The sequence below is a fragment of the Synechococcus sp. CCY9201 genome (assembly GCF_034931105.1).
GTDB lineage: Bacteria > Cyanobacteriota > Cyanobacteriia > PCC-6307 > Cyanobiaceae > CBW1002.
This window is the reverse complement of the sequence record NZ_JAYGIC010000074.1, coordinates 1-25,379: the sequence shown is the minus strand read 5'-3', so window position 1 is coordinate 25,379 and position 25,379 is coordinate 1. Positions and strand designations below refer to the sequence as shown.

The following is a 25,379-nucleotide window of genomic DNA, read 5'->3' as shown; positions in this document are numbered from 1 at the left end:
GGCATCTGCAAGCCATGCTTTTGAGATCTGGCCGACTTGATGTCACCGCGCTTGCCAGCCTGATTAACGCGAAGCAAACGGACGAATCCGGCGCCGATGGGCCGAGAATCTTTTTCAGGAGTCCCTAGGATGCAGCCGGCTGGGCAAGTGGCAGCAGGCACTTATCAGAATCGCAACCTGCAGGACCAGCTTCCATCAGCTCACCGCCATCGTAACGCCGCAGGGCTTCAAAGAAATCTGCAGTGGTGCGACGGTTCTCCACCTCAATTTGCAATCGCTCATAGGTGGCATGGTCAATCGGTTCAAATGGCAACCTTGGAAAGGTGGCATTGGCATCAAAACGCGCCAGAAGAGCTGCAGAAATATACCCTTTTCCTTCTTCAATCGCCTCGAAGATGGCATTAGCCAAAGGTACGACTTCATGCTCACGAAATTCAACGGTAGCCGAAGTGTTATGAGCTGTGTAATGCTGCTGCACCTGCATATAGAAATCAAACTGGGCTAAGGCGGAGAAGTTGTTGATCTCCACGCTATCGGCACCTGGAATATTGGCCCAGCTCACCTGCGTGGGAATTTCAACCAGCCACTCCGTGCAGCGGGGATCGAACGGATCATCCAGAAGCCGGCCCTGCTCATCCTTATCGCTCTGGCTGGGGACAATGGTGTAGCCATAATCCATACAGGCCAGAGCCACCGGATCATTCTTGCGGAAGGTAATCCGGCGGATGAAACGCTGGGCCTTGGGCGGATGCCAGCCGGGGGAAGCACCCGTGAGCAGGCTCTTGGTACCGGCTGGCTGCACTGTGGTGCAGCGGTTGGGGCGGCGCATCCCGTGGCGATCGCAGTAGTCCCACACCGCCTGATTGACGATCTCCTTCCAGCGGCCCAGGTAAGCGGCCTCCTGGTCCTTGAAGCTGAGCCCCTCGGCCGTGGCCGGACGGCCGGCCTCCCACCAGTTCAGCCAGGGGGTGCCGAAGGCGTGCACGAAGAAGTCGAACAGGCCGGTGAAGCTGACCCCCACGATCGGATCCCAGGCGCGGCTCTGGCGGTAACGCTCCACCTCAAAGCGGTGGTTGAGCAGGCAGGCCACGGCCAGACCGCCGGCCGTGAAAGCTTCCTCCTGGGCCTTGTGGTCGGCCGGATCGATGCGGTTGAGGTGGATCTCAGCCAGGTTGCAGTGGAAATCATCACCGAGGATTTCGCCGCAGGGATTGAGGCCGTAGCGGCCCAGGCGATGCTCCAGTTCGGCCGGGCTGATCTGCGGGTGGTGCAGCGTGAGCCAGCGGCCGGCTTCCTCACGGCCCTGATCCACATAGATCTCGATGAACTCGCTGCGCAGCTCCGGGGTGTGCAGCAGATCGGCGTTGGAGCGGGCGATCGCCTCAGGCGCGAACTGGATGGCACCCTCGCCGGAGTGGAACTGCTTGGTCACCGCCTCCAGCACCGTCTCACGACTGGGGCGGGTGTGAAAGACGCGGGTGTGGTTGGCCATCCGGAGTGCATCGCGCTCGGGATCAATCCGCCAGTTGCCGGCAGCATCCTGCTGCCACAGGTTCTCCTTGGCACCAGCCGCGGCCAGGTCATCGGCGGCGAACTGGCGCATGCCTGCACTGCGCCGAATGTTGCCCGCCACGATCGTGACCGCCGCCTCATCAATCAGCAGGCAGCACTCCACCGAGCTGAGCTTGCGGCCACGGGCTTTGTTGAGGATCTTTGCTACCCGGCCATAGAGATCCTTCAACTTCACCGGATTGGCCATGCCGCCGAAGCCCTTGAGGGTTTCACCAACGGGACGCACATCGGAGAGATCGACCGAGATCTCGACGGTGCCGCCCTGCTCGCCCTCACCGAAGCGCGGGTCACTGCAGAGTTCCAGCAGCAGCTGATAGCTGTCCACCCAACCACGGCGGGTATCGCCCACCCGGATGTGGACGTTGTTGCCCTCAATCGTGTAGCTGGTGGTCTCTTGCCGCAGGCCGGCGGGGGTGGCGCCGATGTCGCTGACGCCGGTGATCACCAACTGGTTGCGCACCGCCGGCAACCGGTTGATCAGGCGGGGCTCAATGATGGCGCCGGTGCCGCAGCCCATCATGGCGAGGTCCATCATCAGACCGAAGGCCTCCCAATCCACCAAATTGGTGGAGGTGCAGTTGTAAGCACCGGAGAAGTTTTCCGGTTGCTCGATCCAGTCGGTGCCTCCGATCCAGAGCCAGCGACCGGAGGGCAGGGCCTTCTGCTGCTGCTGCATCCGGCGCAGCAGGCTCACCTCCTCATCCGAGAGGTTCCCGAGGCTGCGCAGCCCGGCCAGGTTGCGTTCGGCCACCTCATGCCAGCTCTCGCGGCCGGTGGCCGTCTTGCGGGAGTAGGTGCGGTAGAAAACAGGGTTGGCCGCAGGGGCGGTGGCAGGGAAATCAGCCTCAAGCTGCCCCTGCTGGCCGCCAACCTCGCCGGGTTCAACCGCCGCCGCCGCCGCACCGGCAGCCACAGACTGGGAATCGCTGTGCTGGAGCGAATCCGGGCGAAGGGGGGTGAGGGTCACCGCTGCTGAGGCCAGGTACGTATAGGCCACCTTAACGCCACTGGTGGGGCCAGCAAGGTTCGCCCTGCACCAGCGGCAGTGGTCAGGCCCGATCGGGCGCGGCGGAGCAACAGCCGATGTCGCTAGGCGGTTGCCGCAGCAAGCTGAGGCCCTTCGTCGCCGCGTTCACCATGCCACACCCCAATCCCGAACCGATGCCGCGGCGGCCGGAGCCGGAGCTCATGGACGAACCAGCCCAGGCGACGGCCTATGCCGCGGCCGATTTCGCAGCCACCGACAAGCTGGTGGTGGACCGTTTCGCCGAAATCCTGGCAACGCTCACGCCAGGCCGATGCCCCGGCTTACTGGTCGACCTCGGTTGCGGGCCTGGCAACATCAGCGTTCTGCTGGCCGAGCAGTACCCCAAGGCCCGCGTGGTGGGCATCGATGGAGCCGAGGCGATGCTGGCGATCGCCCGGGAACGACTGGGAAGATTCGGAGAAACCCTGGAATTCCGCCAGCTCCTGTTGCCCTGCGATGGCCTGGATTCCGGTGACCTGGGCGGGGCCTGCGACGCGGTGCTCAGCAACAGCCTGCTCCACCATCTGCATGACCCGGCCGTGCTGTGGCACACGGTTCGGCAGCTGGCCGCACCCGGGGCGACCCTCTACATCAAGGATCTGCGACGACCCGACTCAGCAGCTGCCGCCGAGGATCTCCTGCAGCGCCACCTGGGCCAGGCGCCAGCGATCCTGCAGCGGGATTATCTGGCTTCGCTGCATGCGGCCTTCCGCCCCGAGGAGGTGGAAGCGCAGCTGCTGCAGGCGGGATTGTCTGGGTTGCGGGTGGCGCCCGTGGACGACCGCTACCTGGAGATCTGGGGCCAGCTTTAAGTCGGTCGCTCCTGGACAGGGGAGAGCAGCTGGATCGGCACCACCCGGTTGCGGCCGAGCCGTTTGGCCTCATCCATCGCCTGATCGGCCTGCTGAATCAGGCTGTCGATCGGCTGCCTGGGATCGATCAGCACCACACCGATGCTGAGGCTGATGGCGACCGGGCCGGCCATGGTGGCGATCGACTCAGCTGCTGCAATGCGGATCGTCTCCGCCATGGTCTCGGCGTTGGCGAGATCCTGAATGCCGAACACCATCACCAGCAGCTCATCGCCCCCCAACCGGGCGGCCAGATCATCACGGCGCAGGCAACGGCGCACCCGTTCAGACGTGGTCTGCAGCACCGTGTCGCCCACGGCATGGCCATCGCGATCATTGATCGTCTTGAAGGCATCGAGATCGCAGAACAGCAGGGCCGAGGCACGACCACTGCGCTGATCGTTGGACTTCACCCGCTCCAGCCGACTGAACGCCGCGTGCCGGTCAGCAATCCCGTCAGCTGATCGGTGTGGGCCTGGCGCCGCAGCTCCTCTTCCTGGGAGACCTGAGCGTCGATCAGCCGCAGTCCTTAGGTGCGCCCATCCATGCCCTGCTCATCCGCCACGAAAGGACGGGCATGGGCTTCGATCCAGTGATAACCACCGGTCATGGCCTGCAGGTGGTAGCGGATCACCAGCGAGTGGTCGTGGCGCCGAGGCGGGCGGCGCCCTTCTCGACGGTCGCTCTCCTCAAACGGAATCCGCTTGGCCGACGGCTGATAGGCCACTGCTGGTCGAGATTCAAGCTCACTTCAGCCCGAACCCTGGTGGCCGTGAAGGAGTTGCCGCCGGCCCCCACACCCAGCTCCACCTTGGCGGGTCGATCCCGGGAAGGGAAGAGTTCCGGCACGGTGGGCTGCGCCAGCAGGGCGGGGCTTTCCGCCAACAGGTCCGGAGCGACTGCAGGGTCATCGATGACCTTGCAGGAAAGGTTGATCTGAAGCAGAATCTGAGCCCTGCGGGTGCGCTCCTCATCCGTGGCGTCGGTCTGCAGCAGACGCACCTGCTGCAGGGCCCGTAGTAACACCTCTTCCGCCCGCTGGCGTTGCTCCAGCCGGCCGGGAAGCATGAGCACCGATCCGATCAGAAACATTCTCCTTGTGATCCGCTGGTTCCGTTGTCTGATTATGAGGCAGCATCTGCCAGGGCTCCAGGATAAATTCACACAACTGGCTTGTCTAAGGAATTGAGTTTAGGATTGCCAGTTTCCAGGCCAGCAGAGAGCTCCTGCACTGCTTTTTTCACGCTATGGAAGTTGGTCGTGGCGCTCTCGAGGCCATACCTGCGCAGCTGGTGCATCAGATGCTGGGACGTGACCACGACGGCCAGTTTCAAGGCCCGGCCATCCAGCTCTTTACGCAACTGAGTGAGTGTTTTTGCGGCCGAGTAGTCGATGTCATCAATGCCGGTGGCGTCGATCACCAGGCCCTTGATCGCAGGCTGATTCTGCTGAATCAGAGCCAGGATCTCCTCCATGAAGTGATCGGCATTGGCATAGAAGAGGTTGGCTTCGAAGCGATAGGCCAGAATTCCAGGAGCTGCAAACACACCAGGCGCAATGGCCGCCGTCTGCAGGTGGAATCCATCGGGACGCTCAGAGTCGGGGGTCCAGAGGCAGGTGCGGGCTCGATAGGTGTGGCGCACCTGGTCGATCAGCGAGAGGATCACCGCCAGGGCGATGCCCTCCATCACTCCCACCAGCGCCACGCTGAGCACCGTGAGGGCAGCGATCACGAATTCATTTCTCTGCAATCGGTAAAGCTCAGCCATACCCCGCACGTCGATCAGTTTGACCCCGATCAGGAACACAATTGTGGACAGGACTACGTTGGGTACGAGAGCCAGTGGCCCGGTGAGGAACAGCAGGACCAGGAGCACGACGATCCCGGTGGTCAGGTGGGTGATCTGGCTGCGCCCGCCTGCCGCATCCACCATCTCCGTTTTGGTGGGGCTGCCGTTGACCACGAAGGTGCCAGTGATGCCGGCGCCGAAATTGGCGCAGGCCAGGCCGATCAGATCGCGGTTCTCCACGAAGGTTTCCTGGTAGCGCTGGGCATAGGCCCGGGAGGTGGCGGCACTCTGGGCGATGATCACCAGAAAGCAGGATCCGGCTGCCGCGAACACCCGGTCGTAGCGCACCTCTCGCAGCGGCGGCAGGGACAGATGGGGAAGACCGCTGGGAACGGTTCCCACCACACCGATGCCATGGCTCTGGAAATCCAGCAGCCAGCTCGCCAGGACGGCTCCGATCACGGCGATCAGGGCCCCGGGCAGCTGTGGGGCCCATTTCTTTGCCAGCAGAATCACGACGAAGACTGAGATCGCCACAAGCGTTGCAGCCCCGTTGGCCTGGCTGACGCGCTGAAACACTGACAGCACCTGTTCGAGCGCTCCGGATCCCTGCCTCGGCAGACCGATCAGCCCGCCCAATTCGCCTGCGGCCACCTGGAGGCCAATGCCGGTGAGCAGGCCGATCAGGGCGCTGCGGGAAAGGAAATCCGCCAGGAAGCCCAACCGAAACAGGGCGGCGAGCAGGAGCATCACCGCCACCACAAGGGCGGTGAGTGCGGTGAGGCCCACGTATTCGGGGGAGTAGGGAGCAGCCGCACCGATCAGTGTGGCCGCCAGAATCGCCGCGGTAGCTGAATCAGCTCCCACCACCAGGTGCCTGGAGGAGCCCAGGGCTGCAAAGGCCAGCACCGGCAGCAGCAGGGTGTAAAGCCCTGTGATCACAGGCGTCTGGGAGATTCGTGTGTAGCCCATCACCTCCGGTATCGCCAGGGCCGCCAGGGTGATGCCCGCCACGCCATCACGAACAAGGGTGCTGCGGGTGAGAGGGCCAAGGCTCTGGAACAGCGTTGATCGCATGCCTGGGGTCGTCATCGGAGCGGTGAATCTGAAGGCCGGCGGTGGGTCCCTGTCTTCACCAGCACGGACGCCGTGCTGCCGAGGCGGAGAATCACCGGCGGGGGCACATCCTCAACCTCGATTCTTACGGGAATTCTCTGGGCAAGGCGAATCCACTCGAAGGTTGGATTCACATTCGGCAGCAGGAATTCGCCCGTACTGCCATTGGCCTGGGCGATGCCCCATCCAATGCTTTCCACCTTGCCCACAAGGGGGTGGCGGGGATAGCTCATCAGGGTGACCGTGGCCTGATCTCCCGGCTGGATTCTGCCGATCCAGGTCTCACGGAAGTAGGCATCGATCCTGAAGCTGTTTCTGTCCACCAGGGCCAGGGCTGGTTGATTCGCCACCGCCTGGCTGCCCCGTTGCAAGTTGAGGTTGGTGACAAGCCCATCGACAGGAGCACGAACGGTGGTGAACTCGAGGTTCAGTTCCGCATTCCGTAAAGCGGATTTTGCCGCTCTTACCTGGGCATTCTGATCACCCGGCGCCCCAAGTTTGGCAATGGTCTGCTGCAGGGATGCTTCCGACTGAAGCAAGGCGGCTTCTGCCTGCAGAATCGCGGCCTCGGCCTCTGCCATGTTGCTCTGGGCCGTGGCATAGGAAGCTGTCTGATCGTCGTATTGCTGCTTGGTGATGGCACCAGTTTTGATCAGTTGTGCTGCGCGATCAAAATTGGCTTTGCTGTCAATCAATTGCGCATTCAGGCCGGTTAAAACAGATTTTTCCTTAGTGATCACCGAGCGCGCTTGCTTCACATTGGCTCTGGCTGCTTCCACCTCCTTAGCCAGGGCCCTCACCTGATCGCGGGTATTATCGAGATCGGCCTTCGCCTGTTTCACACTGGCTTCAAACGTGCTGGGATCGATCTCAAACAGAAGCTCTCCTTTCTTTACCGGTTGGTTATCCTTGATCGGCAGGCGGATGATCGGGCCGGAGATTCTTGACGTCACCTGGATGACGGTGGCACGCACCTGGCCGTCCCGAGTCCAGGGATTGCGAATGTAATCCCAGGTTTTAACCCCCAGCAAGCCAAGGGCGACAACGACCACGATGGTGGTGGGGAGATGGCGGCGCAGCTTGGGGTTCATCTTCATGCTGGCACGAGAAGAAAGCTAAAAACAACCGCATAGATGATAGTGAAGGCAAGAAACACAAGCAACGGGTTCTCGAAATGGTGAAAAAGATTGGCTTTGCTCAGAGCAATGGCAGTGCCCCAGGCGGCCGTCATTCCGAGCAGAACGCATAGAAATAATGGAGCAAAGTAAACTCCACGAATTTCAGCCTCGCGAGGAGGATGGCGTAGCAACGTGAACAAAAGGGTCAGCAAAAGCGTGATTGTCTCCATCTCTCCCATTCAAACCAACCGGCTATCCCCTGCAACTCGCGCATGGCCGATTCAAGACGAAAACCGCAGCCAAGCCACAGTGTCAGACGGTCCATTTCATGTCCCGTCGCTTGGCCTGCGGGGACGCCCTTGAGATGGGAGAGGCAGCCCTCGTTGATGACCTTCACCGCCTGCAAGGCAGACTCCAAGTGGAAGGGAGTCGATGGCAGAACGCCGTCTTCCAAGGATTCACGAAACTCAGGAAGCGAAGTAGATGGCAGGTTGAATGAAGGGGCATTCAGCTGTGGCGGTGCCTCGCTCCAATCATCCAGCCACAGCGATACTGATTGAACGGCATTCACCAGTTCATCCACCTGATCTTTGTTTGATTTTAGCATCTGAAGCGGCAGTTTCGCAGCCAGCGACGCTAGTTTCGCAGGGATATTGCGGGCCGCCTTACGATAGAATGCCAAGCGCATTCTATTCGGCCATCGGAGCGGAGTGTGGACCGTGTGCATCGTCAATTCGACGATCGCGTTAGTACTGCACATCAGCCGCCGCAGCAGTCTTAGGGCCTGCCTTTCAGGAAGCCAGGAAACAGGCAGGTCCTGCGAAAATGCTGCAATAGCGAATGCCACGAAGACGGCGATACTGAGATTGAGAAAGTTGATGAAATTATAGGTCTGTTGATTCCGAATGCTGCAGGCAACGATGAATAAACACAATGTGAGCGTCCTCATTGGGGCATTCTTGTAGTAGTAAGTGCCAATCGCAAAGCTCGCCATGGCCAGTACACTGGCGAGGCCGAAAAATCCATCCAACCTGGGAAGCACAAAGACATACACCACTCCAGTCGCCAGAAGAGCCTGAAGTGCTGGTGCGACCAAGGTCTGCCCTCTGAGCATCGGCGTCTGGGCCATCGTCAGGCCGATGCTTGGCATCAAGGAAATGATCGTGAGTCCAATGGGAAGACCAGGAAGGTAGATCCACAGCAGCACGGCGATCCAGATCTGCGCCATCAGTCGGCTGGCCAGCCAGAGGTGATCCGGATCGATCATTGCCAGCCGCACGTACAGATGCGGCCGCAAGGCAGGAGAACAGGCCTCGCCATGGCCGGATGGCAGTGGATTCATGAGGCCCCACAGGCGAGCGCTGAGCTCGTCGAGATGTTGCAAGGGCCTCCAGCTGGCCTGGAGATGGGCTCGCTCTTCCATCGAGCAGTCCATCCTTTCGGGGGAAATGGCCCTCAGCAACGGTGAAGATGGCGGCGGCGATCCTGGTGATTGCCCCGCCATGGCTTCCCCCATAGCTGCGAAGCGTTGATCCACCCCCTTGTGCAGGAGGCTCACGGAAGGTTCCAACAGCAGTCGTTCCCGTTCAGCCAGACCCAGACCGGCCAGTCGAACGTGGTTCAGAACCCGGGGCAGGGCTCTGAAACCCAGTGCCACATGATGCCAGCGGCGACGTTCCATCCAGATGGAGCCACTTTCCAGCGCGACTGGCGCCACCAGGGATTCGAGGGTGGCGGCCTCGGCATCGAGTTGCCGGAGATCCTTTGCCGTCTGGGAATCGCCCGTGCTCTTTCCCCCGTAGGGGGCTAGGCATGACTCCAGCAGGGAGCCAAGCCGTTGCGACATCGCCATGATGTTGGACTTGAAAGAGCCTCCCGTGCTGCCGGTGGGGATGAGAAAGCCGCTGAAGGTATAGGCAAGAATTCCTGTTCCCGTTTCCTGCAGGCGCTCCATGGCGACGTTGAAGTCTCTGAGGCCGTCGGGCGGTCCACCATCGATCGCGATGATGGCGGCCACAAATCCTGACACCATCCAGGCGTAGGGATAGGGGCTTCCCAGCATGCGATAGCAGCAGAAACCCTCGACCAGCGAGAGGGAAAGAAAGAACCACCAGCGTTCCTGAGGAAACAGTGCAATCAGGCTCAGGGCCACCACAGCAGCCGCGAGGGTTCCCACAGTGCGCAAGATGATTTTCAGCACGGATTGGCCGGCGCTGTCCAGACTCAGCACCGTCACGGAGAGGCCTGCCCAGAACGGCTTCTGCCAGTCCATGGACAGGGCTACCCCATAGGCCATGACCATCGCCAGGGCCAGGCGCAATCCGAATCGGATACGAGGGGAGAGATTCACGCGCCTGACTGCCCTGTCGAGTTGACTTTGCAACGAGCCTTTGGCAAATGGTAAGCTACTCTGAAATCGGTGCCTGATCCATTCAGCAACATTCCTGACCAGAACAGAGAGCACTGATAGGAAGGAGAGAGCCCATCACATGGGTCTTTGCGTTGAATCATACTGGTTTCCGCCTGAGGCACTGTACCGAACGGGCATCACCCCCGGGGCCAGGAAAGATGTCACCCCTTTCATTCGGCATCCGGGGGCTTGAGGAGCTCAGACCAGCAGTAACAATGAACTCGACACGCTCTGCATCATCATGACGATCCTTCAGTCGTTCAGTAAGTTTTTGAAAACCATCGAACCGCTATGGGAGATTCACTTTGAGCAAAGCGTACCTGCAGAGGAGCTGGCAAAATCTCGAACCGCTGGGTCGATTCCCTCATTTGGATTCTTCTTTCTCCTCGCTCTGGCATCGATAATTGCAACCCTTGGACTGATTACCAACAGTTCTGCAGTCATTATTGGCGCCATGATTGTGGCACCATTGATGAATCCGATTCTCAGCGCTTCATATGCTATTGCAACAGCTAATTGGACCTTGTTGTTGCGCTCAGGATTGACAACAATGCTGGGATGCTTCCTGGCCATAGGAGTGGCTTCCCTTGTGTCAGCACTATCACCCTGGGATGTTGTTGGCTCAGAACTTCTAAGCCGTACTCGTCCAACAATGCTAGATTTGGGGATTGCAATAGCAGCTGGAGCAGCGGGCGCATTCTCCTTGACACGGATGAGCATCGCCAGCTCGATTGCAGGAGTGGCGATTGCAGTAGCTTTGGTTCCTCCCTTGTGTGTTGTGGGAATGGGGCTCGCCGGAGGAAGCACAATGACTGGTGTATTCGGCAATTCCTATGTCACAAATCTCGATGTTGCAGGCGGAGCCTCCCTACTCTTTCTGGCAAACCTGATAGGTATCACGATCTCAGTCTGTTTGGTTTTTGTGCTCCAATCTTATGGCAGCTTGCGCAAGGCTCTTAAATCACTTGCGCTGGGGCTGCTCGTGGCCCTCATGCTTTCTCGGCCCCTTGGGACTTCGCTGTATGAATTTGCAGTAGACAACAGGGTACAGCTCGAATTATATGGACTGCACAGAGATGGCAAATATCGAGATATCAATCTGATCCATCGTGTTGATACCAAATTAGTTGACGGCGCAGCCTATGTGAATATTATCGGCGCAGCCAATGAAGAATTCATTAAGGATAAGAGAAACATAGACAATCTTGATCAACGCATTTTCAATGCGATCCAGCCCATGGGAGTGCATACCATGCACATTACCATCCGGATTGCGCCCATAGAAATCTTTGAATACCGCAATACCAGCTCTTCCTATTCATACCAATCCTAGCTAGGCAGGCATTGGGGTGTATAGGCATGGGGTGGGAGGTCTTGGGCTGTTGGGTCGCACCACAACCCCGTCGGCCTCGCACCCCTTTGTCAGCCGGAACAACCTGGTGACACCACACAGCAAAGGACAGTCTCCGTGGTACTCATTTCGCGGAAAGAGATGCGATGCTTGTGTCCATCGAGTTTGTGAAGAATCCCCGGATGATCACTGGTCGCCTACTTGCTGCGGACAAAGAGGAGCGAGTTCGGCAGCGCATCGTCGGGCGGTATGATGTGGTGCAGGAAATGGTGGTGGATTACGCACTGGGGCTGGCAATCCTCGGGCTTTTCCGGGATCTTCTGACCCCGGTGCTTGTAATCACAGTGTTGCTAGTGGCCAAGATGGTCTGGGACATTGCGCGTCTCTGGCGCTTCGCGATCAGCTTCAACCCGATCGCGGTGCTTGGCCAGATCGCACATACCGCAGGTGCATGTGCGATCGCGTTGCTGGCCTGGTGCTCACTGGAACTTCTCGGTGCCATTGTGCCAGGGATTGAAAGCTTTGCCCTGTCTGCAGGGCTGATGAGTGGAGCCTGGACCCTGGGAGCTGCGTTCAATACGTTCTTTATGAATGGCTTCCTTCGTGGTCATTCGAGGATTTCCCTGGAGGTGAACGATGCCTAAATGGCGTCGCCGTACGATTCTTTTGACAGCCCTGGGTGTTGGCAGCATGGCTTCGGGGTTAGGCAGTGCTCTGCGGCGTAATACGATTCTCTCCAGGCAGACAGAGCTTACAACCCAGTTTCTGAACAGTCCTCAGGCCGTTGAAGAGGCGGTGACCCGGGCCATCGAGGGAGATCTCGAGGCCACTGCTGAGGTGCAACGCATCCTGTCGGGGCTAAACCTCACAGCTGCACCGAATCCCTATGAACGCTCAATCTCGAAGACGTTGATTCTGGCGAGCCGTCTGGCTACAGAGCAATACCTCACCGGCAAGTTCAATCTCCACTACAGGGGCGCCATCGATACTCTGCCCAGTTTCGGGGAACGCTTGGCTGGCTACATGCAGGTTGCTTCAATTAAAGGGCCTGACATGGCCACCGCCGAAAGACAGGTGCCCCTCAACGACCGGCGAAAGCAGGATCCTCTCCTGGCAGGGATCAACCTGATTCGCAGCCGGATTCAGGGGGTGGCGAGCCAGGCCTTGGTGGAGCAGTGGAGCTATCCCGTGTATTGGGGTTTCGTGCTCACGTGCCCAGAGCATCACATTCTGGTGCTCAGAGGCACTCAGCGGGGACACGAATGGCTGCAGACACTCAACGCCAAGCAGATTACCAGTGGTGATGTGCCCACGCTGGGCTTTCGCGGCAGAGTTCATCGCGGCTTCGCCACGATCTATGGTCGCCTCAGTAACGCCATCATCGAAGCCGTACAACAATTGGATGTGAGCAAGCCCCTCTATCTCTCAGGGCACAGCCTTGGTGCACCTCTGGCTAGCCTGGCTGCCCTGGACATTTCGCAGAAGGTCGCTGCACTGCGTAGCAATCTCAGGTTGTATACCTATGCATCTCCACGGCTCGGGGATCCAACTTTTGCAGAGGCTTTCAACAGGATTGTTCCGAATGCCTACAGGGTCATCAACCAGGCAGACTTGGTGCCTAACCTGCCACCGACGAGCGCAGCAAATTTGGTCTATGTCCATGCGGGTGAGCAGTGGGTCTTTACATCTGCCACTGGTGACATCGGCCCAAACCATTTCATCAGCGCCTACCGCGAAGCCATTGACAACGAGATGGAGCAACGCACCGGCTGAGCATTTAGAGACCGCGAGGCAATGCGGTCGCTTGTCTGCCCCAGGTTCATCACTCTCCTGACAGTGGATCGGGGCGCGGAGAGTGTTTTGCGATACGGCAGAGCTTGCAGCGCTGGTGTCCTAGATCCACGGTCTGTTGTTATTCCTGCGGATCGAGCATCTGCCGCTGGGCGTGGCGAACGTTCCATTGATCCGCAAGTGCCGTGTTGCCGCCCTTACCGAAGCGCGCCAGCCACTTGTAGGCACTGCGCAGGTTGACCCCGGATTGTGCCGCAAGGGCTTTGAGGGGCTCTCCAATATCGAGGTAAACACGGATCAGGCGTTACCGACTCATCGGCGTCTGCCGGGCGCGTGGCTGGCTCGGCATGGCAGCTGAGGTCTTGGGACGGGCGGTGCCCCCCCGACCCTGGCGATCTCACACCCAATCGTCAGCTGAACAACCTGGTGGGACTCCACACCTCGTTCAGTGGGAACCAGTCCTAGGGCGGGGCGGTGATGGTCTGCTCAGGCCTCGGCGTTGCGGGGGTGGCTTCGACCAGTGGCACCCTGGGGTCTCCCCAGCCGGTTGCCGGCAGCAGGGGGGACGCTCCCGCTGAGGGGCGGGCGGACTGGCCTGCGCCCAACACCTGCTGCACCCAGCTGAGCATCAGACCCCGCAGCACGGCCTTGTCGGCTGCTGCTCCTGGGCGCAGGTTGAAGTGGGTGCCGCCCCCCGCCAGCACCAGCTGATGGCCGCGGCTTTCCGGCTGTCCCTGGAAGGGGGTGAGAGCTTCGGGGCCAAAGGGCACCACCCAGTCCTTCGAGCCGCTCACCACCAGGGCCCGGCCATTCATGGCCTTGAAGGCCCCTTTGTCAAAGAGGAGCCGCATCGGTGGGCTCACGGCCACCACGCCGAACACCCGGGGTTCCGCCACTTCCGCCTGGTTGGCAGAGCGCAGAAAGCTGCACTGCAGCACCCAGCTCACATTCGACTCGGGATCGTCCAGATTCCCGCAGCGCCGGCCGAGCCTGGCGTCGCTGGGCTTGAGGCCCGCCAGCTGCAGCGCGGTGATCGCCCCCCAGGAGTGCCCCAGCACCACCACCTGCTCGGAGGGGATCGGGCCCAGAGCAAAGCGGTCAGCATCCACCGCTGCCAGGAGGGCGCGAACATCCAGGGGGCGCAGGCCCAGCTCCTCGGGCTCTGGTGGGGGGATGGCGCCCGAGAGCATGGCGGCCTGCTGGGCCTGGTCACTGCCGGGGTGCTCCGGCAGCAGCACCGCGTAGCCATGGCTGGCGAGATGGTGGCCCCAGCCCTCGAAGTTCACGGGGGCATCCCACAGCCCGTGGGAGATGAACACCAGGCCAATGGAATGCACCCCCTGCGGCAGCAGGGCCACGCTGCGCAGGGGATTCTGACGATGGGACACCGGAAGTTGCAGCTCCTGGCGGCGCACGGTGTAGCGGCCCGGCAGGTTCAGATCCGGATCGGCTCCCACCGCAGGCTGTCTCTCGAGCAGGGTCTGGGCCGGTGCCTGCTGGCGCTGCAACCGATCGAACGAGAACAGGGCGCGCTCCAGATCGATGGAGGCCCGCTTGCCGGGCATGGCCCGCAGCAGGGAAAGCAGTGTCAACGACCCCTCCCGCTCACTAAGGCTCAGGGCAAGCGAGAGCTTCTCCCCGCTCAGATCGGTGGGCAAACCATCGACGCGTACCAGAGCTGTGGTGGCCAGGAGGGCTTCCCGCAACAATGGTGAGCCCACGGAGCCCTGCAGCCCCTTGGCCGCGCCGGGGGGAAGCTGGATCGGATGGTTGAAGATCCGCAGCACTTTCGGCCCGATCACGCCATCGCTGGCACGGTCGAGCTCGGCCAGGTCGCTGCGGCCAGCCAGCAGATCCCCGGCGCTGCTCAGTTCATCCAGCCGCACCACCAGGTTGGCGCCGATCAGGGGCAAGCGGAGCTCGAGTTCTTCGAGGGCCACTGCCGGCTCTGCCCCCAGGAGCAGAGGGGCTGCGGCCAGCAGACTGCCGGCAAGAACCGGGAGCTGGGTGCGCCGTGGGTCGCGGCGGAAACGATCCATCGGGCTGGAGAAGAGCAAGAAGACTTCCGCGACCGGGACGATCAGTGCCGGCCACCTGATGAAAGTGTATGGAGCCCGGTTCCATCAGGCCGCAGGGCGTCAGACTTGGTGACCGCAGAATGAACGGTCCATGGCTCATGGCAGCTGCAGCGCGTCTGGGATGCGCGGATCTGGAGGAGTTGATTTCCAGTGGCCATAAGCTATGGTCATGCATATTATTGCGTGAACTTGTGTTCCCAAGATGATTGTTGCGAGGTGATTGGCCGGGATCACTGCTCAAGTGAAGGCTCATCTGTGCTGCCTTCCGGTATTGCGTTGGGACCCTAAGCTCAACAACTCTTTGTTTGAGATCGCTTGGCGTGAGAACAGTCGATCGTCACTTCAGGGTTCTGTCTGCTGGTTTCCACTGCCTCGCTTTCGCGAGCTCTCTCTGGAGTGTTCTCCTTGCACCGGCTGCCTCTGCGGCTGAAGAGCCTTCCGGGGCTGCTGCAGCAGATCCCAGGGGCTCAGGTCCCACGAAAGTGCCGGATGGGGCCGCCGCTCTGGATCCGCTGATGCAGCGCATTCGGGCCCAGGCCGATCCCGAGCTGCGAAGCCAGCTGCTGCTCGATCTCGCCGAACGCTGCCTGAGCCAGCCCTGCCCGCTGCCGGTGGCCAACCTGCTGGGGGAGGGGGAGGCAGCGGTGGCGGCCATCCCGCAACACGCTCAGCAGCTGGCGCTCTGGTTGCGGCTGGCCCTGTTGCAGGGGCGCCATGGCTTCAGCGACCTGGCCCAGACCTCCCTTCAGCACGCCCGCCGCAGCGTAGAGGCGGCCCCGCTTGCCCGAAGGGAGGCTCTCCTGCTGCGCCTCGGCCTGGCCTACGCCGAATTGGGGGAAGAGGAGCAGGCCGGTCGCGCCGTGGCGGAGAGCGAACAGCTGCATCGGGCCGCAGCGGAGCGGACCACGTCCTTTCCGTTTCCCGAAGAGAAGCTCAAGGGCCGGGTGGGCCTGGCGATGAGTGCTGCTACTTACGAAGAAACCACAGCGAATGCTGTTGTCAGCTTCGATCTCTACAAGCAATGGCCCCGCAACGACTTCGAGGCTGATCTGTTTGCCTCGATCAACTACGATAGCTCCAGGGACTTCAACCTCACCTGGCCCATCAGCCAGGGGTTCGCGGTTTACCGGCATCGCCTGGACCAGCGAAACTTTTTGTTCATCGATCAGCTTGTCGCGGTGAATGACAGCACGTTCTCGACCCAGGACGACGACGATGATGTCTCCGTTGTGTTCAGCACTCTGTTTGGCTACGGCTATAATTTGTGGCAAGGGGCGGATCCAGGCTCATTTCAGGCCGTGCAGCTCGGCGTGGGGCCACGCTATGAATATGCAGAAATCAACCTGACCAGGCAACGCGATCAGGTGGATCCCATCGCTGCCTTGGTGTACCGGAGTCGTGATGTTCCCATCGGTCCTGCCAAGTGGAGCCAGGTATTCGCGCTAGCCACCCCTGTGGATTCCTTCGATGAGGCCTTCCTCTGGTCGTCAACCCGGCTGGACTGGCCGATCACCAAGCAATGGATGTGGACGAACCGTCTTTCGCTGCGGTACCGATCACGGTTGCTCGAAGCAGGTTTCAAGCGGCTGAATGTGATCCTGTCCACGGGCCTCACCTACAAGTTCTGAATGCCCTTCCCCCTTCCCCCTGGAGCCGCGGCTCTGAAGCGAAAGCTGCTCGTGTGTCTGCTGCCTGCCCTGGGCTGCCTGCTGATCGTGCTGACCGGCCTGCTGCCGGTGCGGGCTCAGTTTCTTCCTGCGCTTGAGGCCTCGGCGCAACAAGTGACTTCGGCACAGTTTCTGCCTGTCTTTTCCCAGGGAAACGTGGAATTGTCTCCCGTGTTTCTTGACGGACGGATCATCGGAACGGTTGCGGGATTCATTGATTTCAAGAAATCGGGAGCGCCCGCAGGGAATGATGCCGCCTATACGGCGTCCGAGCGTGCCCATGTGATTCATAGACGGCTTCAGAAGGTTCTCACCTCGATGATGACATACACATCGAGATCCTTGTCCGAGCCCATGGATCAACAGCGTGCACCCACTGTCTTCCAGCTTCAGCGCCTGCTGGCCCGAAATCTTCATGCCTTCGTGCAAGAGGTGGGTTCCCGCTACGATGTGTTCATTTCGTTCCCCCGGTCTGACCCCCCGAGCTGATCTTCACGGTCACGCCTGCCGATGTGGCCAGGATTCGGGAAGACAGTTCCGAGCCTGAAGCCATTGCCAAACGTGTGGCCAGCGGGGTGCGGAAGAGTCTTCTGGTTTCCTGGGAGGAACGCCAGCCCCCCGCCCTCTGGCAGGCGGCCCGTCGGGGTGGGCTTGGCCTTCTTCTGCTGTCCCTGGCGAGCGCCCTTGGCGTTGTCATTCAGAAGCGTCTGTATGGCGCTTACCAGGTGCTCACCGCCAGGCTTCGCCAGGTGATCCAGGAGGAGCACACTCCGGATGAGGACTCCTCATCCCGAGAGAGCGAAAGCGTCATCCTGCAGGTCCAGAGGCGGCTGAGCGTGCGGATGACCCTGCGACAGCGTCTCAGTCTGATCTCCTTCTACCGCTCCTCCCTGTTCTGGGTGCAGTGCCTGCTCTGGGCCTGCGGTGTTGCCTGGCTGGCGGGCCTCTTCTACTGGAGCAGGCCCTTCAGCAACTGGGTCTTCGGCATTTCCGTGCGCGGGATGTCCACGACGGGCATGGGTTTTGCCCCCGAGAACCAGGGATGGGCGCCTCTGGATTGGGTCATGACTCTAGGGCAGGAAGCCACGATCGGCATTCCGCTGCTGATTCTCTTTCTAGCGATGTTGACCAGGATCTCAATCAGAGCCGGGAACTTCTTCTCTGACCAGTATGTGAATCGCTGGGCACACCTTCAGGACGACACGCGGGCCAGGTTAAGAGGGCCGACGTTGTCCCGTGCGCTGAGGGCGTGGGTGCGCGTCGGCGTCTATCTCATCCTCGGCATGGTGATCTTCTACCAGTTGCATCAACTGGGAGCGTTAACCCAGGCCGTGGCAATTCTGCTTGGTTTTTTGAGCTTTGCCCTGTCGTTGGCTTCGCAGAGTCTGCTCAAGGATCTGATCGGTGGGCTGATGATCCTGATCGAAGACCAGTACGCGGTTGGGGATGTTGTGTCCATCGGCGACCAGAGCGGCCTGGTGGAGAGCGTGGGTCTGCGCGTCACCCAGTTGCGCAACCTGGATGGGGAATTGATCAGCATCCCGAACGGCACCATTGACACGGTGCGCAATCTCTCCAGCAGCTGGTCACGTGTGAACTATGCACTCACCGTGTCCATCGCAGCGGATGTGGATGCGGTCATGGCCCTGATGGAATCTGTGGCTCAGGATCTTTACCACGAGCCCCCTTGGGCCGACCGCATTCTCGAGCCTCCGGAGATGCTCGGCATCGATGAGATTGCCCACAGTGGCGTGCTCATCCGCATCCTCATCAAGACCCAACCCCTGCAGCAGTGGCCTGTGGGCCGCGAGTACCGCCGCCGCCTGAAGCAGGCCCTCGATGCCTCCGGCATCGCTGTGGGGGTTCCACGGCTCGATCTTGTGGGTCCTGCCCTGCCCCGCACCCCGGCCCTATGACCGTTTTGACTCGATCGGCAAGCGAATGCTGTGCAGCGGCCGCGGGTAGGGTCGGTTCACAGCACCATCACAGAGAGAGGAGATGGTGCGCCAGGACAATCGGATGCCCATAGCACTCCTGCCTGGACTGAGGCGGCTTCGCGCCTACCAACCGACCTGTGGTTGCAGGGTGATCTGCTGGCCGGGGTCACGGTGGCGGGGCAGTGGGCGATCCTGCCGCCGCTGCTGCTCTATGTCCTGGTCGGACCGTCTCCCCAGCTCTCGGTGGGGGATGCCGCTCAGTACGCCAGCCTCGACAGCCTGCTGGCCCTGTTCGTGGGACTGGTCTGCTTTGTGGGGCCTGGATCCGACTGGGGGGTTTCTCGCTGATCTGCTCTCCAAGCCAATCCTGGCGGGCTACATGGCGGGGTGGCCGTGATCATGATCACTGGCCAGATCGGCAAGATCAGCGGCGTGAGGCTTGAGGCGGAGTCGCTGCTGGGTCAGCTCCGGGAGCTGCTTGGCCGCTCTGGTGAGAATCACCTGCCCACCCTGCTGCTGGCGTTTGCTGTGCTGCACTCGATCAGCGCGGGGTCGACGTGATCGGCGAGATCCCGACAAGGCTGCCGAACTTCCAACTGCCGCCAGGCGTCTCGCCCGACAAGCTGAACAATCTGGTGTCCACCGCCGTGGGCATCGCCCTGGTGGGCTACTCCGACAACGTGCTCACCGCCCGGGCCTTCGCGGCACGCGGTGGCTACCGCATTGATTCCAACCAGGAGCTGCTTGCCATAGGAGTTTGCTGAAAAACCCGGCCATCTCTGCGAGAATGGGCCAACTGCCCAGGACAGATGCGAGGTCACCAGGGGCTTTGTCGCCGAGATGCGCCGCATTGGTGTCACGCCGCCTGCTGCTCAGAACACTGCCGCCACAAGGGTTAAGCCAAGTCGATCCATGCCCGCCGCGGCATCGAGAAGGTGGGTGCGGTATTTGGCCTGGACGTGATCGCCTACAACCTGATCCGGCTGGGCAACCTGCTCAAACCGGCGATGGCGACGGCATGAACGGATGGTTGCCCAGTGGTGTGTCCAGGCGGCAGCGATCAGGCGGCCCAACGGGGCAAAACGCCTGAGATCGGCCGTTCTGAACCGTTGAAACGCTGAAATCCAGCCCGAACGGAGCGCGAACAGCTCCCAGGAGGGAAAAACGCGGCCGTTCAGGCGGTATTTCTGCAAACTCCTAGGCGAGCCCAGACCAGGGGCTGCCTGTCAGGCTGGGGTCCATGACGAGCACAGCCCAGTCCCCCTCCGCAGCGGCCAGCAGCGCCGCCGACCCCGAGCTCGCCGCCCTGGCCGAGGCGGTGGGCCGGCGGCGCAACTTCGCGATCATTTCCCACCCGGACGCCGGTAAGACCACCCTCACCGAAAAACTGCTGCTCTACGGGGGCGCCATCCAGCAGGCCGGTGCCGTGAAGGCCAAGGGGGAACAGCGCAAGGTGACCTCCGACTGGATGGAGCTGGAGAAGCAGCGCGGCATCTCGATCACTTCGACGGTCCTGCAGTTCGACTACAGCGGCAGCACGATCAACCTGCTCGACACCCCCGGCCACCAGGACTTCTCCGAAGACACCTACCGCACATTGGCGGCCGCGGATAACGCGGTGATGCTGGAGGACGCGGCCAAGGGACTCGAGCCCCAGACACGCAAGCTGTTCGAGGTCTGCCGCATGCGACAGATCCCGATCTTCACCTTCATCAACAAGATGGACCGGCCAGGGCGCGAACCCCTGGAGCTGCTCGATGAAATCGAGACCGATCTCGGTCTGGCCTGCTGGCCCGTGAACTGGCCGATCGGCAGCGGTGATCGCTTCCGCGGCGTGATCGATCGCCGCAGCCGGCAGGTGATCCTGTTTCAGCGGGCCGAGCGGGGCCGCCAGAGCGAAGAGAAGCTGCTGTCCGTCGAGGAGGCCGTCGGCAGCGATCTGGTGGAAGCGGATCTGCTGGAGGCCGCCCTGGAAGAACTGGACCTGCTCGATGGGGCCGGTGCCGAGCTCGACCTCGAGCTGGTGCACGCCGGGGAACTGAGTCCGGTGTTCTTCGGGTCGGCCATGACCAACTTCGGCGTGCGGCCCTTTCTCGATGCCTTCCTGGAACTGGCCCAGAAGCCGATCGCCCGCAGCAGCAGCGCCGGCACGGTGGATCCGATCCGGCCGGGCTTCAGCGGCTTCGTGTTCAAGCTGCAGGCCAACATGGATCCGCGGCACCGCGATCGGGTCGCCTTCGTGCGGGTCTGCAGCGGCCGATTCGAGAAGGACATGACGGTGCAGCACGCCCGCACCGGCAAGGCGATTCGGCTCTCGCGGCCCCAGAAACTGTTCGGCCAGGACCGGGAGGTGGTGGAAGATGCCTACCCCGGTGATGTGATCGGCCTCAACAATCCGGGCATGTTCGCCATCGGCGACACGCTCTATGTGGGCCCCAGAGTGGAATACGAGGGCATTCCCTGCTTCAGCCCGGAGATCTTTTCCTGGCTTCGCAACCCCAACCCCTCAGCCTTCAAGAGCTTCCGCAAAGGCGTGAACGAGCTGCGCGAGGAGGGCGCCGTGCAGATCCTCTACGACACCGACCAGAGCAAGCGCGATCCGATCCTCGCGGCCGTGGGCCAGCTGCAACTGGAGGTGGTGCAGTACCGCCTTGAGAACGAGTACGGCGTGCAGACCCGCCTGGAGCCCCTGGGCTTCTCGGTGGCCCGCTGGGTGGTGGGGGGCTGGCCAGCGCTTGAGCAGGTGGGCCGCGTCTTCAACTGCAAAACCGTGCGGGATGCCTGGGACCGACCCGTGCTGCTGTTCAAGAACACCTGGAATCTCAACCAGCTGCACGACGACCATCCCGAGCTTGAGCTCAGTGCAGTGGCGCCCGTGGTGAGCGGCGTCGAACCGATCGCGCTCTGAACGCAGCCCATCGGGCAGCCGGACTGCGGAGCGAGCTCGGCTGGTCGCGGATGGGCGCAGGATCCGCCAGACTGCTCTTCACCAACCGAAAGGTTCTGCAACAGAAGGTCATAGGTCATGCCGCTGCCGGTCTGGCTGGTGCGTCCCCGCAGCGACGGGGGCTGTGATTACGTCAATTTCCTCCCTGCCCAGGGGGCTGTCGAGATGCGTGAGGGCAGCCATCTTCCTCCCCAGATGCCGCTGCTCAAGCATCGCCAGCGCCTGCCTTTTGACGAAGCAGAAGCCTGGCGTCGCCGTCTGCAGCAGGAATCCGGATACCAGCGCAGCGATCCGCTGTTCTGAGCTGAACCACCCAGGGTGGCCGGTTCTCGATACGCTCCTCCATACGCAGAGCTGGCCATGAATCAAGGTTCCGATCAGCCGTCCCGCGCGGCCGATGCCTTCGACCCCTATGAGCGTCTCGGGATCGCCGCCGACGCAAGTTTCGACGCCGTGCAAGCCGCCAAGCTGGCTCGTCTCGACGAGGTGGGCGATGACCCCCTGGCCCGCTCCCGGATCGAGGCCGCCTACGACGCCGTGCTGATGGAGCGCCTCAAGGAAAGGCAGCAGGGACGGGTGAGCTTCGCTGCCCGTTCCGCCTCCCAGCGGGAACAGGCCTCGCCGCCGCCAGCCAGGCCGACCCTGCCCGCCCTGCCCCAGTTGCCGCAGCTGGCGGTTCCCAGGCTCTCCGGCGCCGCCCTGCGCATGCCCAGCCTGGGATTGGCCAATGGCACCGAACTCTGGATTCCCCTGGCCGGCATCGGTTCCCTGCTGGCCCTGCTGCTGTTCACCCCGAGCGCAGCACCGGAACTGCTGCTGGCCCTCGCCACCGGCGTGGCCGTGATCAACCTGCAGCGCCGTCTCGGTCGGTTGCTTGTGGCGGTCGGCTGGGGTTTTGCCTTGCTCTCGATCGGGCTGGTGATCGGCGGCCTGCTGGCCGGCGGCCTCGATCCGTCCCTGCCCCTGTCGCCTCTCCAGGTCCAGAGCCTGCCGGCCCTGCTGCTGCTGCTGCTGGGTGCCCTGCTGATCGGTTGAAGCCCCCGGTGGCCTCAAGCCGACGGCTCAGGGGCGACTCTCACGCCACAGCAAGCTCGTCGATCAGCTCCTGCAATTCAGGGGCCTCGACCTGGTAAGTCTCATTGCAGAAGTGGCAGACGAGCTCAGCCTGGCCGTCTTCCTGCAGGATGGCGCTCAGTTCGTCGCGGCCCAGCAGTTTCAGGGCGCTGACGCTGCGACGGCGGCTGCAGGGGCAGTGGAACTGCACCGCCTGGTGGGGCTCTCCCTCCTGCAGCAGCTGGGGATCCAGATCCGGGAAGATATCTTCCAGCAGGGCCTTGAGATTGCCCTCACAGGCGACCAGCCGATTACTGAAACCTCGGATCTCACGACACCGCTCCTCCAGCAGGGCCACCAGGGCCGGTTCTCGGGCCGCCTTGGGCAGCACCTGCACCAGCACCCCACCGGAACATCGCACGCCGCTGCTGTCGATCCGTTCCCCCACGAACACCGCCGAAGGGGTCTGCTCGGAATGGAGCAGGTACGAGGCGACGTCTTCGCCGATGCCACCACTCACCAGCTCAACGGTGCTGCTGAAGGGCTCTCCCTCGCCCAGGTCTCGCACCACGTGCAGGTAACCGGTGCCGGTGGCCGTGCGGAAGTCGAAGTGGGAGCCGCCATCGGCTTCGCGCACCAGATCCAGCTCCAGGCTGGGCTGGCCCACGTAGCCGCGCACGGTGCCGTCGCGGCCGGCATCCACCATCAGGCCGCGCAGCGGACCATCGGAGGCGATGCGCAGATTCACCCGGCCATGGGCCACCTTCATCGAGCTGGCCAGCAGCAGACCGGCGGTCATCGCCCTGCCCAGCAAGGCGGTGGTGAGGAAGGAGAGGTCGTGGCGACGGCGGGCATAGCGGCTGGCCACGGTGGTGGTCACCGCCACCAGTCGGATACCGCCCCCGGCGGCGGTGGCACGCACCAGCTGATCGCCCATCACACCGGCCCGCCCGCAACCCAACTGACGGGCATCGTAGGCAGTGCGCTGCGGCCAAGAGGGATGCGACGGAGTGCAATGCGGCCGTGGACGATGCGGCGGTAGGCGATGCGCCGGTGGGGTGTCCTGGCCCGTGGGTCAGCCCAGTCGGGCGGTTGAACGCTGCGCCGACTGGCCCGGGTGGGGTTGGCAGGCCTGGAGGGTGCCGTTCTCCAGGAGCCAGCGCTGGGGTGCCAGATCGCCAAAGAGCTCCGGCTCATGGGTCACCACCAGCACCGCCCGTTCGCGGGCGATGCTGCGCAGCAGCTGCAGTACCTCATCGCGCACGGTCCAATCGAGCCCGGCGGTGGGTTCATCCAGCAGCAGCACCCGCGGATCGCGCAGCAACTGCACCGCCAGGGCCAGCCGCCGCTGCTGGCCCCCACTGAGCCGCTCCGGTGCCTGCTGAAGCGAGACCCCCGTGAGCCCCACCTTGGCCAGCGCCGCCTCGGCCCGCTCCTGGGTGAGGCGCCGCTGGCCGAGTTTCAGCTCCTGGCCCAGCGTGAGGCCGAGGAAATGGCGCTCCGGGAACTGGAACACCAGCCCGCAGAGCCAGCGCCGTCGGCGGCTGGAGAGAAGTTCACCGTTCCAGAGAATGCGGCCACGATCGGCTTCGGCCAGGCCACTGATCACCTCCAGCAGGGTGGTCTTGCCGCAGCCACTGCGCCCCGTCACCAGGGCTGGCTCTCCCACCTCCAGCCGCAGGCTCACATCGAGCAGCACCGGTGTGGCAGCCGTGGCGGGCTGATAACGAAGGTTCTGAAGCTCGAGCATGGCACCAGCATGCTGGGCCGCCGCCTGAGTCGGTCGGTCGAGGCGGCGTGTTTGATGGGGAGACATCGATCGCAACCACGCCGGTTCGCACTGCCCCATGGAGATCCGCTTCCGCGAGGTCGACCCGTTCAACTGCTGGATCTGGATGCGCTTCTCCCATCCCCTCGGCCATGGGGAGAGGGGCTACGTGGAAACGGTGTTCGACAGCTGGTTTTTCCTCGGCAAGCTCGGCGGTTTCAATGCCGAGACCCTGCAGCTGCACGAAGAGGCGGCCGATCTGAGCTGGCTGGTGGTGGACCAGGAGGAAGCGGAGCGGGCCCTGCCCGCCCTGATGCACAACATGGGGCCGCTGGAGCTGCAGGGGGAGTGGGCCCGCTGCTGGGTGGATATGGGCACCAGCGATGTCTTTGCCCTGGATGTGCTGCTCAACGCCCTGCGGCAACTCAACAACGACGTGGTGGAGATCGAGGAGGTGGTCGTGGGCGGCATCAACGAGGACTGGCCGATCGAGGAGCAGCCCGACAGCCTCTTTCCCCAGCTGGAGGACGAATGAGGTACCGGTGGGGTAGCGGCTTGGGGTGAGCCAGAGCGATGGCCCGGGAACTGCGCCGCCTGCTGATCGATCCGAACCGACTGCGGCAGGGCGGCGACGCTGGGATCGCCCTCAGCCGGGAGGAGAGCCACTACCTCAACAGGGTGCTGCGGCTGCGGCCCGGCGACCGGTTCGCCGTGGTGGATGGCTGCGGGGGCCTCTGGACCGCGCAGCTGCAGGAACCGGGCCGCGCCGACCTGGAGCAGCCGCTGGGGCAGCCCCTGGAGCGCCAGGAGCCCACCTCCCTGCCGATTGGCCTGGCCCTGGCGATGCCACGGCGCGACGGGGAACTGGTGCTGCGCATGGCCACCGAGCTGGGGGTGGATCAG

At 62.3% G+C, this 25,379-nt stretch carries 26 protein-coding genes and 1 pseudogene; 16 read left to right on the top strand and 11 right to left on the bottom strand.

The annotated features are described in order from the left end of the window. Positions 1–124: 124 nt before the first annotated feature. On the bottom strand, positions 125–2,569 hold the full coding sequence (gene nrdJ / locus VB716_RS07620) for a ribonucleoside-triphosphate reductase, adenosylcobalamin-dependent (protein WP_416238091.1): 2,445 nt from the start codon (positions 2,567–2,569) through the stop codon (positions 125–127). A 140-nt stretch (positions 2,570–2,709) separates the two neighbouring features. Between nrdJ and VB716_RS07615 the strand changes: the two genes are divergently transcribed. Then, positions 2,710–3,411 carry a class I SAM-dependent methyltransferase gene (locus VB716_RS07615; protein ID WP_322758559.1) on the top strand — a complete coding sequence of 234 codons (702 nt, stop codon included), beginning with the start codon at positions 2,710–2,712 and terminating at the stop codon, positions 3,409–3,411. Here the strand turns inward: VB716_RS07615 and VB716_RS07610 are convergent. The 6 genes from VB716_RS07610 to VB716_RS07585 all read right to left on the bottom strand — a co-directional run bounded on the left by VB716_RS07610 (position 3,408) and on the right by VB716_RS07585 (position 9,794). Next, on the bottom strand, positions 3,408–3,902 hold the full coding sequence (locus VB716_RS07610) for a GGDEF domain-containing protein (protein WP_323270147.1): 495 nt from the start codon (positions 3,900–3,902) through the stop codon (positions 3,408–3,410). The two genes, VB716_RS07615 and VB716_RS07610, sit on opposite strands and share 4 nt — an antisense overlap. Positions 3,903–4,080: 178 nt before the next feature. Beyond that, positions 4,081–4,518 (bottom strand): hypothetical protein, encoded by a 438-nt coding sequence (locus tag VB716_RS07605; RefSeq protein WP_323270146.1) that lies wholly within the window; start codon positions 4,516–4,518, stop codon positions 4,081–4,083. 92 nt (positions 4,519–4,610) lie between these two features. Then, positions 4,611–6,332 (bottom strand): SulP family inorganic anion transporter, encoded by a 1,722-nt coding sequence (locus VB716_RS07600; RefSeq protein WP_323270145.1) that lies wholly within the window; start codon positions 6,330–6,332, stop codon positions 4,611–4,613. Further along, the gene (locus VB716_RS07595; protein ID WP_323270144.1) at positions 6,329–7,447 is read right to left on the bottom strand and encodes an HlyD family secretion protein; all 1,119 of its coding nucleotides are present in this window, start codon (positions 7,445–7,447) and stop codon (positions 6,329–6,331) included. The genes VB716_RS07600 and VB716_RS07595 overlap by 4 nt, the downstream gene beginning before the upstream one ends. 2 nt (positions 7,448–7,449) lie before the next feature. Beyond that, positions 7,450–7,704 carry a DUF1656 domain-containing protein gene (locus VB716_RS07590; RefSeq protein WP_323270143.1) on the bottom strand — a complete coding sequence of 85 codons (255 nt, stop codon included), beginning with the start codon at positions 7,702–7,704 and terminating at the stop codon, positions 7,450–7,452. Next, on the bottom strand, positions 7,680–9,794 hold the full coding sequence (locus VB716_RS07585; RefSeq protein ID WP_323270142.1) for an FUSC family protein: 2,115 nt from the start codon (positions 9,792–9,794) through the stop codon (positions 7,680–7,682). The genes VB716_RS07590 and VB716_RS07585 overlap by 25 nt, the downstream gene beginning before the upstream one ends. Positions 9,795–10,125: 331 nt before the next feature. On the opposite strand from VB716_RS07585, the gene VB716_RS07580 reads away from it, so the two are divergent. From VB716_RS07580 to VB716_RS07570, 3 genes are all read left to right on the top strand, one after another. Next, positions 10,126–11,217: a DUF389 domain-containing protein gene (locus tag VB716_RS07580; RefSeq protein ID WP_323270141.1), complete on the top strand. Its 1,092-nt coding sequence runs from the start codon at positions 10,126–10,128 to the stop codon at positions 11,215–11,217. Positions 11,218–11,381: 164 nt separating this feature from the next. Then, entirely contained in the window at positions 11,382–11,879 is a 498-nt protein-coding gene (locus VB716_RS07575) for a hypothetical protein (protein ID WP_323270140.1), read from the top strand. Next, positions 11,872–13,008, top strand: a complete 1,137-nt coding sequence (locus tag VB716_RS07570; protein ID WP_323270139.1) for a lipase family protein — start codon at positions 11,872–11,874, stop codon at positions 13,006–13,008. The genes VB716_RS07575 and VB716_RS07570 overlap by 8 nt, the downstream gene beginning before the upstream one ends. 139 nt (positions 13,009–13,147) lie before the next feature. Here VB716_RS07570 and VB716_RS07565 read toward each other — a convergent pair whose 3' ends face one another. After that, the gene (locus VB716_RS07565) at positions 13,148–13,306 is read right to left on the bottom strand and encodes a helix-turn-helix domain-containing protein (protein ID WP_416223890.1); all 159 of its coding nucleotides are present in this window, start codon (positions 13,304–13,306) and stop codon (positions 13,148–13,150) included. Between the two features lie 181 nt (positions 13,307–13,487). Continuing rightward, on the bottom strand, positions 13,488–15,065 hold the full coding sequence (locus VB716_RS07560; RefSeq protein WP_323270138.1) for an alpha/beta hydrolase family protein: 1,578 nt from the start codon (positions 15,063–15,065) through the stop codon (positions 13,488–13,490). 554 nt (positions 15,066–15,619) lie between these two features. Between VB716_RS07560 and VB716_RS07555 the strand changes: the two genes are divergently transcribed. The 10 genes and pseudogenes from VB716_RS07555 (at position 15,620) to VB716_RS07510 (ending at position 22,690) form a co-directional block, all read left to right on the top strand. After that, entirely contained in the window at positions 15,620–16,732 is a 1,113-nt protein-coding gene (locus VB716_RS07555; RefSeq protein ID WP_323270137.1) for a hypothetical protein, read from the top strand. Positions 16,733–16,783: 51 nt separating this feature from the next. Next, on the top strand, positions 16,784–17,260 hold the full coding sequence (locus tag VB716_RS07550; protein WP_323270136.1) for a hypothetical protein: 477 nt from the start codon (positions 16,784–16,786) through the stop codon (positions 17,258–17,260). An 86-nt stretch (positions 17,261–17,346) separates the two neighbouring features. Next, the gene (locus VB716_RS07545) at positions 17,347–18,687 is read left to right on the top strand and encodes a mechanosensitive ion channel family protein (protein ID WP_323270135.1); all 1,341 of its coding nucleotides are present in this window, start codon (positions 17,347–17,349) and stop codon (positions 18,685–18,687) included. 162 nt (positions 18,688–18,849) lie between these two features. Then, the gene (locus tag VB716_RS07540; RefSeq protein WP_322758545.1) at positions 18,850–19,056 is read left to right on the top strand and encodes a hypothetical protein; all 207 of its coding nucleotides are present in this window, start codon (positions 18,850–18,852) and stop codon (positions 19,054–19,056) included. A 45-nt stretch (positions 19,057–19,101) separates the two neighbouring features. Beyond that, on the top strand, positions 19,102–19,269 hold the full coding sequence (locus VB716_RS07535; RefSeq protein ID WP_323270134.1) for a hypothetical protein: 168 nt from the start codon (positions 19,102–19,104) through the stop codon (positions 19,267–19,269). Further along, positions 19,266–19,472 (top strand): SulP family inorganic anion transporter, encoded by a 207-nt coding sequence (locus tag VB716_RS07530; protein WP_322758543.1) that lies wholly within the window; start codon positions 19,266–19,268, stop codon positions 19,470–19,472. Before VB716_RS07535 ends, VB716_RS07530 begins: the two co-directional genes overlap by 4 nt. Then, positions 19,468–19,730, top strand: a pseudogene (locus tag VB716_RS07525) (IS5/IS1182 family transposase); the annotation flags it as partial. The gene VB716_RS07530 and the pseudogene VB716_RS07525, both read left to right, overlap by 5 nt. A gap of 218 nt (positions 19,731–19,948) precedes the next feature. Beyond that, positions 19,949–21,616 carry a peptide chain release factor 3 gene (locus tag VB716_RS07520; protein WP_322758542.1) on the top strand — a complete coding sequence of 556 codons (1,668 nt, stop codon included), beginning with the start codon at positions 19,949–19,951 and terminating at the stop codon, positions 21,614–21,616. 117 nt (positions 21,617–21,733) lie between these two features. Beyond that, the gene (locus tag VB716_RS07515; RefSeq protein ID WP_197156480.1) at positions 21,734–21,958 is read left to right on the top strand and encodes a hypothetical protein; all 225 of its coding nucleotides are present in this window, start codon (positions 21,734–21,736) and stop codon (positions 21,956–21,958) included. Positions 21,959–22,015: 57 nt separating this feature from the next. After that, on the top strand, positions 22,016–22,690 hold the full coding sequence (locus VB716_RS07510) for a CPP1-like family protein (protein ID WP_323249345.1): 675 nt from the start codon (positions 22,016–22,018) through the stop codon (positions 22,688–22,690). Positions 22,691–22,730: 40 nt separating this feature from the next. On the opposite strand, the gene hslO is transcribed toward VB716_RS07510, so the two are convergent. Further along, positions 22,731–23,645, bottom strand: coding sequence for an Hsp33 family molecular chaperone HslO (gene hslO, locus VB716_RS07505; protein WP_323270133.1), 915 nt, complete (start codon positions 23,643–23,645; stop codon positions 22,731–22,733). Between the two features lie 138 nt (positions 23,646–23,783). Further along, a complete protein-coding gene (locus VB716_RS07500) occupies positions 23,784–24,458 on the bottom strand; it encodes an ABC transporter ATP-binding protein (protein WP_197156486.1) in 675 nt (224 codons plus the stop codon). Positions 24,459–24,555: 97 nt separating this feature from the next. Between VB716_RS07500 and VB716_RS07495 the strand changes: the two genes are divergently transcribed. Continuing rightward, entirely contained in the window at positions 24,556–25,011 is a 456-nt protein-coding gene (locus VB716_RS07495; protein WP_197156488.1) for a DUF3531 family protein, read from the top strand. Between the two features lie 38 nt (positions 25,012–25,049). After that, the coding region (locus VB716_RS07490) for an RsmE family RNA methyltransferase (protein WP_323270132.1) at positions 25,050–25,379 on the top strand (330 nt) is incomplete at its 3' end.

What these genes read in the sequence shown, in the direction of transcription:
- hslO (WP_323270133.1), bottom strand. Translation starts at nt 23,645, where the DNA reads ATGGGCGATCAGCTGGTGCGTGCCACCGCCGCCGGGGGCGGTATCCGA.
- VB716_RS07605 (WP_323270146.1), bottom strand. Translation starts at nt 4,518, where the DNA reads ATGCTTCCCGGCCGGCTGGAGCAACGCCAGCGGGCGGAAGAGGTGTTA.
- VB716_RS07575 (WP_323270140.1), top strand. Translation starts at nt 11,382, where the DNA reads ATGCTTGTGTCCATCGAGTTTGTGAAGAATCCCCGGATGATCACTGGT.
- VB716_RS07515 (WP_197156480.1), top strand. Translation starts at nt 21,734, where the DNA reads ATGCCGCTGCCGGTCTGGCTGGTGCGTCCCCGCAGCGACGGGGGCTGT.
- VB716_RS07560 (WP_323270138.1), bottom strand. Translation starts at nt 15,065, where the DNA reads ATGGATCGTTTCCGCCGCGACCCACGGCGCACCCAGCTCCCGGTTCTT.
- VB716_RS07580 (WP_323270141.1), top strand. Translation starts at nt 10,126, where the DNA reads ATGACGATCCTTCAGTCGTTCAGTAAGTTTTTGAAAACCATCGAACCG.
- VB716_RS07555 (WP_323270137.1), top strand. Translation starts at nt 15,620, where the DNA reads ATGCAGCGCATTCGGGCCCAGGCCGATCCCGAGCTGCGAAGCCAGCTG.
- VB716_RS07600 (WP_323270145.1), bottom strand. Translation starts at nt 6,332, where the DNA reads ATGACGACCCCAGGCATGCGATCAACGCTGTTCCAGAGCCTTGGCCCT.
- VB716_RS07495 (WP_197156488.1), top strand. Translation starts at nt 24,556, where the DNA reads ATGGAGATCCGCTTCCGCGAGGTCGACCCGTTCAACTGCTGGATCTGG.
- VB716_RS07570 (WP_323270139.1), top strand. Translation starts at nt 11,872, where the DNA reads ATGCCTAAATGGCGTCGCCGTACGATTCTTTTGACAGCCCTGGGTGTT.
- VB716_RS07500 (WP_197156486.1), bottom strand. Translation starts at nt 24,458, where the DNA reads ATGCTCGAGCTTCAGAACCTTCGTTATCAGCCCGCCACGGCTGCCACA.
- VB716_RS07520 (WP_322758542.1), top strand. Translation starts at nt 19,949, where the DNA reads ATGACGAGCACAGCCCAGTCCCCCTCCGCAGCGGCCAGCAGCGCCGCC.
- VB716_RS07590 (WP_323270143.1), bottom strand. Translation starts at nt 7,704, where the DNA reads ATGGAGACAATCACGCTTTTGCTGACCCTTTTGTTCACGTTGCTACGC.
- VB716_RS07615 (WP_322758559.1), top strand. Translation starts at nt 2,710, where the DNA reads ATGCCACACCCCAATCCCGAACCGATGCCGCGGCGGCCGGAGCCGGAG.
- VB716_RS07510 (WP_323249345.1), top strand. Translation starts at nt 22,016, where the DNA reads ATGAATCAAGGTTCCGATCAGCCGTCCCGCGCGGCCGATGCCTTCGAC.
- VB716_RS07595 (WP_323270144.1), bottom strand. Translation starts at nt 7,447, where the DNA reads ATGAACCCCAAGCTGCGCCGCCATCTCCCCACCACCATCGTGGTCGTT.